The 11,705-nt window shown below is 57.7% G+C and carries 9 protein-coding genes; 6 read left to right on the top strand and 3 right to left on the bottom strand.

What is annotated here, in order from left to right; all coding sequences use genetic code 11:
* The first annotated feature begins 517 nt into the window (after positions 1 to 517).
* The 5 genes from ACRC0P_RS14335 to ACRC0P_RS14315 all read left to right on the top strand — a co-directional run bounded on the left by ACRC0P_RS14335 (position 518) and on the right by ACRC0P_RS14315 (position 8,324).
* Positions 518 to 2,899 carry a DNA polymerase II gene (locus ACRC0P_RS14335; RefSeq protein ID WP_438631984.1) on the top strand — a complete coding sequence of 794 codons (2,382 nt, stop codon included), beginning with the start codon at positions 518 to 520 and terminating at the stop codon, positions 2,897 to 2,899.
* A gap of 36 nt (positions 2,900 to 2,935) precedes the next feature.
* Positions 2,936 to 3,859 carry a M14 family metallopeptidase gene (locus ACRC0P_RS14330; RefSeq protein WP_438631983.1) on the top strand — a complete coding sequence of 308 codons (924 nt, stop codon included), beginning with the start codon at positions 2,936 to 2,938 and terminating at the stop codon, positions 3,857 to 3,859.
* Positions 3,860 to 4,068: 209 nt separating this feature from the next.
* Positions 4,069 to 4,200 (top strand): hypothetical protein, encoded by a 132-nt coding sequence (locus tag ACRC0P_RS14325; protein ID WP_438631982.1) that lies wholly within the window; start codon positions 4,069 to 4,071, stop codon positions 4,198 to 4,200.
* A gap of 78 nt (positions 4,201 to 4,278) precedes the next feature.
* The gene (locus ACRC0P_RS14320; protein WP_438631981.1) at positions 4,279 to 5,124 is read left to right on the top strand and encodes a PA4780 family RIO1-like protein kinase; all 846 of its coding nucleotides are present in this window, start codon (positions 4,279 to 4,281) and stop codon (positions 5,122 to 5,124) included.
* Between the two features lie 584 nt (positions 5,125 to 5,708).
* Positions 5,709 to 8,324 (top strand): hypothetical protein, encoded by a 2,616-nt coding sequence (locus ACRC0P_RS14315; protein WP_438631980.1) that lies wholly within the window; start codon positions 5,709 to 5,711, stop codon positions 8,322 to 8,324.
* A 603-nt stretch (positions 8,325 to 8,927) separates the two neighbouring features.
* Here the strand turns inward: ACRC0P_RS14315 and ACRC0P_RS14310 are convergent.
* The 3 genes from ACRC0P_RS14310 to ACRC0P_RS14300 form a co-directional block, all read right to left on the bottom strand.
* On the bottom strand, positions 8,928 to 9,656 hold the full coding sequence (locus ACRC0P_RS14310; protein ID WP_438631979.1) for a YopT-type cysteine protease domain-containing protein: 729 nt from the start codon (positions 9,654 to 9,656) through the stop codon (positions 8,928 to 8,930).
* A gap of 12 nt (positions 9,657 to 9,668) precedes the next feature.
* Positions 9,669 to 9,932 (bottom strand): hypothetical protein, encoded by a 264-nt coding sequence (locus ACRC0P_RS14305; RefSeq protein ID WP_438631978.1) that lies wholly within the window; start codon positions 9,930 to 9,932, stop codon positions 9,669 to 9,671.
* 255 nt (positions 9,933 to 10,187) lie between these two features.
* A complete protein-coding gene (locus tag ACRC0P_RS14300) occupies positions 10,188 to 10,547 on the bottom strand; it encodes a GntR family transcriptional regulator (RefSeq protein WP_438631977.1) in 360 nt (119 codons plus the stop codon).
* Between the two features lie 363 nt (positions 10,548 to 10,910).
* Between ACRC0P_RS14300 and ACRC0P_RS14295 the strand changes: the two genes are divergently transcribed.
* Positions 10,911 to 11,543 carry a YopT-type cysteine protease domain-containing protein gene (locus tag ACRC0P_RS14295; RefSeq protein WP_438631976.1) on the top strand — a complete coding sequence of 211 codons (633 nt, stop codon included), beginning with the start codon at positions 10,911 to 10,913 and terminating at the stop codon, positions 11,541 to 11,543.
* The last annotated feature ends 162 nt before the right edge of the window (positions 11,544 to 11,705 follow it).

The following is an 11,705-nucleotide window of genomic DNA, read 5'->3' as shown; positions in this document are numbered from 1 at the left end:
GAAAAAAATCAGCTTATTTTGCCTGTCGCAAGAGTTCACCGTCGGTGAAGTTCTCCGACAGCGCTTAAATGGCGTTAAACCCCTACATTTATAGCGTTATTGGTGCTACATGCCGGAAATTTATGCAACATTGGGGTTTCTAGAATGGGTGGTAGGCTTTCGTCAATGGCCCCGCGCTTGCCTTCGCGCAAAAGCTTCCCACTCCAGTCCACCAGTTCCAGGTAATCCTGCAGTCGGCAGGGTAGCTCTTCGGGCATGGCGTTGCGGGGATTGCCAGTGGAGAGAAACAGATTCTCCGGTTGTCTGACTTTTGTGGCAGACAGGAACGCTGTTTGACGGAGGTGTGTGCCGATTCCTCCGGTGTCTCTGCCATTCTTGCGCAATCGGATTGAGGTCGACATAGGCCAGGCAGGCCGCCAGAGCCCTCTCATCCAGCTCTGGCGATTGCTGATATCTGTGCATTTATCCAGTAGAATAGCGCAAATCTCCAACCCAATCCTCAACCCAGTACAGCCTCTTGCCTCAAGGATTTCTCCTCAGCCGCCACAGCTTTGATCAGCGCGGTAGCACCTGTATCCACTACTGGCTGGCCACGCCCGAGGGCCCGGTCAAGCTGGTCATTGAAGGAGAGCGCCCTGTCTTTATGGTGAAGGTAGCGGACCGCGCCCAGGTGACCGAGGCTCTGGCCGGCGTGCCCTACGATTGGCAGCAGCTGGGCTTCCAGACCTTTGGCCGCGAGGAAGCGGCCATGCTGTATTTTCCCACTATCGACGCCCACCGCCGGGCCCAAACCCTGTTGCAAAATCGCGGCATCGACGTGCTGGAAGGGGATTTTCGTCTCCACGACCGTTACCTGATGGAGCGCTTTGCCCGGGGTGGCCTCTACTTTGACGGTCTGGCCCAAGCCAAAGACGGCTATACGGAATATCGCCAGGTGCGCCTCAAGGGTGCCGAGGTGCAGCCGGATTTCAAGGTGGTTTCCCTGGACGTGGAGTGCTCCGGCCAGTGCGAGCTGTATTCCATCGGTCTCTACGGCGATGGCGTGGAGGAGGTGCTAATGGTGGGGTTAGCGGAGGGCCAGCCGCAGAGTGCCGGTACCGCCATCTACTGGGTGGACGACGAGCGGGCCCTGCTTAAAGCGCTGGAGGCCAGGATCAAATGCCTGGACCCGGATATCATCATCGGCTGGTCCGTGGTGGACTTTGATTTTCGGCTGCTGTTGAAAAGGGCCGGGCGCCACGGCCTGCGCCTGAAGCTGGGGCGTGGTGGCGCTGATGCCCGCTGGCGGGATGGCCGGGAAGGCGGCCAGGGCTTTGTGACGCTGCCGGGCCGGGTGGTACTGGACGGCATCGACGGACTGAAGAGCGCCACCTACAACTTTGAAAGCTTCAGCCTGGAGTTCGTGGCACAAACCCTGCTGGGCAGGGGCAAGGATACCGAAGACGTGGACAACCGCCTGGCGGTGATTGAACACGACTTTCGCCATAACAAACCCAAGCTGGCCGCCTACAACCTGGAGGACTGCCGCCTGGTTTGGGACATTTTCCAGCACACCCGGCTGCTGGATTACCTGCGCCTGCGGGCCCAGCTCACCGGCCTCGAGCTGGATCGCAGTGGCGGCTCCGTGGCGGCCTTCACCAACCTCTACCTGCCCAGGCTACACCGCAGCCGCTATGTGGCTCCCAACTTGCCGGCCGACGGTGGCCTGGCCAGCCCGGGCGGCTATGTGATGGACTCCCGGCCGGGCCTTTACGACAACGTGCTGGTACTGGATTTCAAGAGCCTTTATCCCAGCATTATCCGCACCTTCAAGATCGATCCCATGGGACTGGTCGAGGGCCTGGCGGATGACGATGCCATCCCCGGTTTTCGCGGCGCGCGCTTTTCCCGTGATCGACACTTCCTGCCGGACATCATTACCAACCTCTGGGCGCAGCGGGACATCGCCAAGCGGGAGCAGGACGCCGCCCGCTCCCAGGCCATCAAGATCATCATGAATTCCTTCTACGGCGTGCTGGGTTCAGGGGGCTGCCGTTTCTACGACACGCGCCTGGCTAGCTCCATCACCCTGCGCGGTCACGAGATCATGCAGCAGACTGCCCGCTGGATAGAGGAGCTGGGCCACCAGGTCATCTACGGCGATACCGATTCCACCTTTGTCTGGCTGAGCGGCCAGCCCGGCCTCGAAGAGGCTGATGCGATCGGGAAGGGCCTGGCCAGCGAGATCAACGGGCGCTGGCGTCACAAGCTCAAAGAAGAGCTGGCGTTGGAGTGCGAGTTGGAGCTGGAATTTGAAACCCACTACCGGCGCTTTTTGATGCCCACCATTCGCGGCTCGGAGGCCGGTTCCAAGAAGCGCTATGCGGGTCTGGTGGTGAAAGGGAGCGAGGAAAAAGGGAGCGAGGAAAAAGGGAGCGAGGAAAAGTTGGTATTCAAGGGCCTGGAAACAGTGCGTAGCGACTGGACCGCCCTGGCCAAGCAGTTCCAGACCCAACTCTACGCGATGGTGTTCCAGGGGGAAGATCCGTCCGACTATATCCGCGAGGCGGTGGAGAAAACCCGGGCGGGGGACATGGACGAGCAGCTGGTGTATCGCAAGCGGCTCAGGCGCAAGCTGGAGCAATACGTAAAAAACGTGCCACCCCATGTACGCGCGGCGCGACTGGCTGACGATATGCGTCGCCAGCAGGGGCTGGCACCCCGCTACCAGAACAAGGGCTGGATTCGCTACGTGATCACCCTTAATGGCCCGGAGCCAGTGGATCACCGTCAGTCACCGATGGATTACCAGCACTATATCGACAGGCAGCTCAAGCCGGTGGCCGATGCCATATTGCCCTTCATAGAACTGGATTTTGACAGTCTGGTGGACGGCCAGCTGGGGCTGTTCGGAGTGTAGAATACCGCCCTCGCTCATCACCGGAAAACAAGCACTATGAACACGCCCCCCGCCCCCTATCCAGTCGGCACACCCGGCACTCCCTGGGGCGACGCGGAACGCGCCGAGTGGTTGTCGCGACAGCCCCGTCAACGCAGCTACGAGGCGGACGTACTGAGCGTGATCGAGCGCCTGCGCCCGAGCTTCGACGTGGAGGAGTACGGCCGCCTGGACTATGGCCCCGACAGCTATCGGCTGTTTGCGATCCGCAGCCGCGACTGGCGCGACGACCTGCCCGTCGTGCTGGTGACGGGCGGCGTGCACGGCTACGAAACCAGCGGTGTACACGGTGCGCTGCAGTTCGTCGAACAGCATGGGTTGGATTACGCAGACCGCGTCAACCTGCTGGTCGCGCCCTGTGTCAGCCCTTGGGGCTACGAGCGCATCCATCGCTGGAACCCGCACGCGATCGACCCGAACCGCTCGTTCCGCGATGGCAGTCCGGCTGAGGAGTCGGCGGCGCTGATGCGACTGGTGGCGCCCGTCCGCGATCGTGTGCTGGTGCATATCGACCTGCACGAGACCACCGATACCGACGAAACCGAGTTCCGCCCCGCGCTGGCCGCCCGCGACGGCAAGCCGTTCGAGCCGGGGGAGATTCCCGACGGTTTCTATCTGGTCGACGACAGCGAGAACCCCCAGCCCGGGTTCCAGCAGGCGGTGATCGCGGCGGTGGAGCAGGTCACTCATATCGCCCCGGCCGATGGCAACGGCGAGATCATCGGCTCGCCGGTGGTCGCGCCGGGCGTCATTGAGTACCCGCTCAAGGAGCTCGCTCTTTGCGCGAGCATCACCAGCGCCCCCTACAAAACCACCACCGAGGTCTACCCCGACAGCCCCCGCGCGACTCCCGGGCAATGCAATGCCGCGCAGGCTGTCGCGGTGTGTGCGGCGGTCGACTACGCGCTGGCGCACCGGTAAGAGCGACAAGGATCGGCGGTCGCGCGGCCTAGCGCGGCCCGACCCGGCCAGCGGATCGCCTCCACCGACGATCAAAAGTCGCCTCGACCTGCGACAGTGCCGGCATTCGCCAGCACTTCCATCGGCTGGCAGGCGAGCCAGCACGGTTTCGGGGCGCTGTGCCGATTGCTGCTCACCTGCCACCTATCGCCCCTTGCCCCGAGCCCAGCGTGGTATTCTGCACCACCAGGCGCGAGACCCGGGAAGTCGCCGATACCCTGGGCGAGCACGGCTTCAGTGCCCTGGCCCTGTATGGCGACCTCGAGCAGCGCGATCGACCGGACCTCGCTCCGCGCCCGTAGAGTCATCTGAAACGGCCTGCGCTTTGCTCGGCGATCTTCAATAGAACCTGAACCAGAGAGGGCTGACTACCAAGAACCATGAAAGTACCCAAGAGATTACAACCGCTGGTCGACGACGGCATGATCGACGAGGTCACCGCCCAGTTGATGAGCGGCAAGGAAGCACAGGTGTATGTGGTCCGCTGCGGCGACGACTTGCGCTGTGCCAAGGTCTTCAAAGAAGCCAGGCAGCGCAGCTTCAAGCAAGCGGTGCAGTACCAGGAAGGCCGCAAGATGCGCAACAGCCGCCGCGCCCGGGCGATGTCGAAGAAGACCCGCTACGGCCAGAAGGAGCAGGAACAGGCTTGGCTGAATGCCGAGGTCGATGCCCTGTATCGGCTGGCGTCGGCCGGCGTGCGCGTCCCCCAGCCATACGGCTTCGTCGATGGCGTGCTGCTGATGGAGCTGGTGGCCGACGACGAGGGCTACGCCGCCCCGCGTCTCGATGACGTCACGCTGAGCGCGGAGCAGGCCCGCGATTACCACGGCCAGGTGATGGCCGACGTCGTGCGTATGCTGTGTGCCGGCCTGGTACATGGCGACCTTTCCGAGTTCAACGTGCTGGTGGACCGCCATGGCCCGGTGATCATCGATTTGCCCCAGGCGGTGGATGCAGCCGGCAACAACAACGCGGCCATGATGCTGGAGCGCGACGTCGACAATATGCGCGCCTATTTCGGCCGCTTCGCCCCGGAACTGTTGGCTACCGATTACGGCAAGGAGATCTGGGCGCTTTTTGAGGCGGGTAGATTGCACCCGGACAGCGCCCTTACCGGGCATTTCGAGCATGACACCACCAGCGCCGACGTCGGGGACCTGATGGCCGTCATCGATGACGTTCGCGAAGAGCAGGCCGAGCGCATGGCGCCGGCTTGGGACGAGTAGGACGACGATTGCCGAAGGCTGCGCGGGCAAGGGGAGCAAGGCAAAGGAACCGGGAGAAGAGATGGGAATGGCCAGGCTGATCAGAATGACCGCACGCGCAGCGGTGGCACGCGCCAAGGCTTTGGCAAGGATGGCTATCCGGGCTTGTGGACTTGAAACCGAATTCACCTGATACCGAAACCCGACCGTTGGATTCAAGACGCTGTGCCGCGTGCCGGGGCAGGTTACCGGCTTGGCACGGGGGCCAGGGGGCGTAAAGGGAGAAAAACGAGCAGGTTATCAGGCGGTACGCGGAACTCAGGGCGCACTCAGCATGATCGGACGGTAACTCGGCGTCGCCGGCAAACTGCGGCTAAACCTGGGCTGCTGCTGGACCTGGGCAAGAAGGGGCTTATTCTTCTTACACCCATACCCTACATATGTAGGGTTCCCGTGTATGAAAGCCTTTGCTACTGTCCAGCACTAAAAGTTCAGTCTTTCATATAAGGTGTCGCAGTGACAAATTCAAGAAACTTATGCTCCTCTTTGGTTCCTCTTTGGTGCAGCAGAAAAATAGGCGGGATCACTCCCGGGAGAAACCGGGCATGAAGAACAACAATAAAAACTGGGGCCTGCTGTTGGGGATTGCACTGATTACGGCCCTTACAGCCTGCGGCGGCGGAGGCGGCGGTTCTGCCGATGTGTCCACTGATGAGCAGCCTGCGGATACCACGCCCGATGTATTCTCATTTGCCGCGCAAGTGGACGCGGCTCTGAATACACGGGTTGTGTCCGATTCGATTACGGTGATTGGAATTAACACTGCCGCACCGATCTCCATATCCAATGGTGAATACGCCATTGATGGAGGCGATTTTTCCGCTGAAGCTGGCACGGTCAATGAGGGCCAAACCGTACAGGTTCGTGTGACGTCTGCGAATGCGCTGTCTGCCAGTACCGTAGCGGTACTCTCTATTGGCGGCGTCAACGGTGAGTTTCTGGTTACCACACGGGCAGATAACACCGCGCCGGAGGCCACCATTCAGTTCCCACTTCCCAGCAGTCTCACCACGAGCGATACCATTCTGGTGCGCGGCACAGCAAAGGATGCGCACGGCAGCGATATTACTTCGGTACGCGTAAATGGCGTCGAGGCGGTGAGCGAGGATGGATTTGCCACCTGGAAGGCCGCTGTTCCTCTGGAATTTGGGCAAAATACGCTGAACATCGAAACCCGGGATACGCTGAATACCGATACGACTGCCGCCAGCGCGGAAATTATTTCCCGAACAGATCCTGAATTGGTTTTCCCCTCCACCTCAGCCCTCGACAGTGCAAATAACCGAGCATTGGTCGCTGACCCGGAGCTGGGCAGCCTGGTTTCGGTGGAACTGGATACCGGGTTAAGAACCATTGTTTCCGGCGCAGACCCGGAGAACGAAGGCTCACAGATTGGCGCCGGCACCGCATTTTCCAGTCCCAATGCCGTGGCCCTGGATGCCCTCAACAATCGCGTATTGGTAGCAGACACGGGTACCGACAGCCTATTTTCCGTGGATCTAACCACTGGTAACCGCGAAGTACTCTCCGGTACAGACGCGGACAACGGCAGTGTCTTGATAGGAGCGGGGCCCACCCTGGAATTTCCTTCGGCTGCGGCTCTCGACGTAGACAACAATCGCCTGTTGTTAATGGATGAGCGACTGGACGCCGTTATTGGGGTGGATCTGGCCACCGGTGACAGGGTTATTCTCTCCGGCGAAGGCAATGGTTCCGGGGTGGAATTCGGCTTCCCGACCTCGCTGACTTTTGATAGCGTCAATAACCGTGTCCTGGTTACCGACCCTCATTTTGATGCTGCACTATTTTCGGTAGATTTGGAATCCGGGCAACGTTCAGTTCTCTCCGGTGAAGATTCCAGTCAGGGGGGCGCCCTTGTAGGCGCCGGGCCGGGATTCGGGTCGCCCCAGGCGGTCGCCGTAGATATTGCGAACAATCGCGCTTTCGTTGCTGACAGTGCAGGCACCGCCGGAAGAATCTTCGCCGTAGACCTGGAGACCGGCAATCGCGAGATTTTCTCCGGGGGGATAAATATAAAGGACGAGATGGTGGGTCTCGGAACCCTCGTCAATTCGCCGTCTTTCCTAGAAATTGACCGCATCAATAACCGCCTTTTGATGGTGGACCGAAGACATGGGCTGGTATTTGTAGATTTGATTGGTGCCAGCCGTAAACTGGTCAATGAGCGAATCGGAACGGGCCCGGACATTTCATCCTCCGTGGGCAGTATTGATGTCGATCCGCTTCACAATCGCTTACTCACCACCGATCAAGCGCTTGATGTGATATTTGCAGTGAATGTCAGCACCGGTGAGCGCTCCATATTCTCTGGCGGTGACAAGGGCACAGGTCCAGCATTTTCCAGCTTGCGGTTTTCCGCCCTGGATAGCGGCAACAGCCGTCTGTTGGCCACCGATTTCGATAACCGCGCCGTCTATACCGTGGATTTAACCACCGGCGACCGCGCGATACTCTCCGATAACACCCGTGGTGCCGGCCCCGGATTTGCAAATCCGCGCGCGCTGACCGTAGACGCCGGGAACAATCGCATCCTGGTGACAGACTTCCAGGTGAAAGGGATTTTTGCCGTAGATCCGGACACCGGGGACCGAACGATAATCTCAGGAAACGACCTGGACAACGGCGGCGCGCTGATCGGCAGCGGACCTGAAATACAGAGACCTGAAGGCATAGCGCTGGACGCCGGGAATAATCGGGCTTTGTTGGTCGATGGCGGAAACGACGCTTTGATTGCTATCGATTTGGAGACCGGCGACCGCGCGGTATTGTCCGGGGCGGACCCGGATAACGCAGGCGCTCTGGTTGGAGCGGGTCCGGGTTTTGGTGATATCGAATCCGTTGTGGTGGATAGCGTCAATCATCGCGCTTTAATACCGGACTTTTCCAACAGTATGGTCATTGCCGTGGACTTGGCATCCGGTGATCGCAGTGTGATCTTGGGCCTTTCCCCAGAGAGCGGTTCTCTGCTCGGCGAGGGACCCGCAGTGGATTCGCCGACATTGGCGAGCCTGGACCCGGAGAAGGATCTCCTGTTTGTGCTCAATGCCGGGGACGCGGTGATGGCTATAGATCTGCAAAGCGGCGAGCGCGTGGTATTTTCAGACGGGCCGCAGCTAAATGCGGGAAGTTTTATCGAGTAAGCAAGAGGCGCGAATCTGCGGAACTCACTCTGGATAGACGGAAGCTCCCCCGCAGTATGACAATTGGAGTCTCCGTCCCGGATGGCACTGACTTAAGCGTTGCAGCCATCCGTAGGATGGGCACAAATCGGCAGGATTGCCGATTTGGACGCCGCAGGCGCCCGCGAAGCGGGCGAGCGCCATGGATGGCGCGAGTCAACGGAGCGTAGCGACGTGCCCATCATCCCCGGCTTTGATGGGCACGCTGCGCTTTGCCCGGTCCGGCCGCTCCAGGTATTCACGGCGCCTTCGGCCCGACAAAAATAGCGAATCCCGACTTGAATGGTACTCTTGAATGGTACTAAGTTAAGCGGAATCCCCCTGTAGGAGCCTGCTTGCAGGCGATCAAATCGCCTGGAGCGATTTGACGCAGCGAAGCTGCCCGAAGGGTTGGGCACAAGGATGTGCCCGACGAATTGAGGTCGCGGCAGGGTACCGGGAATGTTCGCCTGCAAGCAGGCTCCTACAGTGCAATCCTCAGGGGGTGGGAGCAGCTCGGGGCTTAAGTCAGTGCCATTCGCCTCCGTCCCCTCACAGGAGGCGGAGCCGGCAGGGATACGCTGTCTAAACCTTTTTTGCACAGGGTGCAACATACCAGCGATGGCCAAAATAACAGGGGAAGTGCTTATACTTTGCACGATAAAACGCCTTAAAGAATTTAAAAAAATCCTGTTTTTCTTCAAACCAGTATTCCCCGTAATTGGGGTCAAAAAAACAGGCGTCACCCCGCGAATTCCCTATTGGCTGGCCCAGCCACACCGCAATCGAGTGTCCAAACATTCGATTGCCAAATGCGACTCTGGCATAGCAGCTTTTTTGATACCCCTCAAGAGTATCAGTAATTTCCTTTTCGATCATTGGGCGAAAACTGCGGCCACTGGCAACTTCATACGACCGTTTATTACCTGGTGGCTTCGACCAAATTACCCGTCCTCCATAGCTATAGTCTATTCGAGCAACCCTTTTGAAATTAGCACTCGTCCTCAGGTCGTCAATGCCATAATGGCTCAGCCAAAGGGAGATTCGTTCATGCTGCGAAAATTCCCCATGCGTCCTCCACTTGCGCTGATCATGGGCAATCTCTCGGAGTTTTTTGATGTTTAGAGGGCCAACCCCACCTGAACCCAGTTCGTTGACCAGACTATCGCCATTCGCGTGATCCCGTATCCAGTGTGCGACCAGACTTGCGCAGATCCCCATATTGCGGTAGTGAATCCAGGTTGACATATGTGCTTGAGAAAAGCTCCATTGCTGATATCCATGGTGCGATTCTGCCAGACGTTTAACATTCATTAGGATCTCCGCTTACATTTCTATGCGCTGTTCTATCGCCATGGATTTGGTTTGGCTGTAGGTTAAGCTATTGTTCTCAAGCCAATCTCTAATTGCTTGATCCTGGTCAACACCACCGTATGACCAAATGGCAAAATCGTCACGAATCTTCCTGACCTTTCTAAAAGAAAAGTCGTAAGCAGAGTAGAGATAAAGACTTTCCAGTTTCTTAGCCAGCCCGCTTGGAAGGGTGGCTGCCTTTCTTTTCTTTGCGTGGCGGATGTAGTGTGCTGTCATTGCCGCACAAGTTTCGTGTCCACAATCCGCTGTAGGCCAGGTTCGCCATGAAGGGTGTGTAAAGCTTCATATAGTTTTAGTTGTTTTGCTTGCGGTATTCAGATCAGGATATTAAGTGATGAGGAAGGGCGTAGGCAACCCGGTAAATGTCGGGTAGAGACAGGAGTGTAGAGTGTTTCACATTTTTCTATTTGGGAGTCGGCAGTCAGTACCCTGTACGGTGCTGATTGTCAATGAGTAGGCTCAATGCAATGTTTATATAGGCGCCATTTGAAATTCCCATTTATCCCCTCTACTGAATCGAGCCTTCCGCGAAGCCTCTGGTTGCTGTGGGAGCGGATCATGGCCGCGACAAATTTTCCGGGAGCGCCATGGATGGCGCGAGTCGTTGCCCGGCTGGGGCTCGGCGATCGCGGCCGGCCGCGACATTGGGATTGGACAAAGGTGCCCCGACAACCCCCGCTGGATGACCGCATCGCGTTCCAGCCATCGATAAGCCTTTGCGACCGTCTTGCTGTTCATTTCCTGGTCACGGGACAATTGCCGGATAGATGGCAGCGGGTCACCCGGCGAAATGGTGCCCGCCCTGAGTGCCTCAGATTGATAGCCCGGCATTAGCACGTGGGGTCGTTTATGTATACCCGACATCTGTTGGGTGGCGGGTCGATAGCTTTACTTATAACCTCTACCAATCAGACTGAATGGTGCTATAGGTATGACCGGTTGTTGGGCCTGGGGTTTAACCTCCCGGGGCTCACGGTGCTGTCCGGTCAGCGGATAGCACAATAACCGTGTACTGCTCACCAACAGTGCAGCCGCTGCGGTATTTTTCTGGGTTGAAATTTTCCGCAGAATAATTTGTGTTAATCCCGGCGCCCCGGCGAGGTTGGGGCGGCTAATCACTTTCTGACATCTTTCCGTGCTTCAGGTACGCAAGGCGTCAGTAAATGGAAATTATAATATTATGGAGAACTTACAATGGCTGATCCCTTTTATGAAGCGCATATAAAGGTGCTCAATGCTGCCACTAAATATGGCGGGAAGCTCGGCTGGCGCTTTCACCAGAATATGCCCGAGTGCCGGCCAATAGTGGGCAGGGGCGTCTGCTGGGCGATTTCGCTCGAGTATCTGAAGCTTATTCGAAGAGGGTTCGACCCAGGACAGTATTATGGCGTTTATATGAGCGTCAGAAACGGCAGGTCGGTTTATCGCGGGGTAAATGTTGATGCATTGATGACTCTGGTTGCTGGAAACCGTAACTTGAACCATGGGCCAAATTATTTTGACTTACAATTGCAGAGTCAGAACGATCTCATCGTTCTTTGCCGCCAAAAGGATGTTGATCTGAATCCAGTAGAGATTCTCTCCCATGCAGATCGAATGGCAAATGGCGAAATCAACCGCAATATGCTCGTTTATATACGTGGGGAAAACGGCGGACACGCGATGGCCTACAGAGTATTTGCTAGCAAAATCCGCTTCTTTGACCCAAATTTTGGCGAGTACTTGTTTAGTTCGCCGATGAATTTTATGAATTTTTTCACCTATTTTTTGCCGACCATGTACGGAGATTCCTACGAAACCTTCTCCTATGTTGACCTTTCTGCCTAAGGTGACCACTGCAGCCTCGACAGGCCGATTTGAGCGGGAATCATGAAGAGAGATAGCGCCCCAATGGCACTAAGTTAAGCGCAATTGGCCCGATGTAGGGGGGATAAGCGAAGCGCATCCACCACTCGAGCAGCCGGCTTCTGGTGGATGCGCTTCGCTTAT

It is taken from the genome of Microbulbifer sp. (genome assembly GCF_051659245.1).
Taxonomy (GTDB): domain Bacteria; phylum Pseudomonadota; class Gammaproteobacteria; order Pseudomonadales; family Cellvibrionaceae; genus Microbulbifer.
This window is presented reverse-complemented; position numbering and strand designations above follow the sequence as displayed.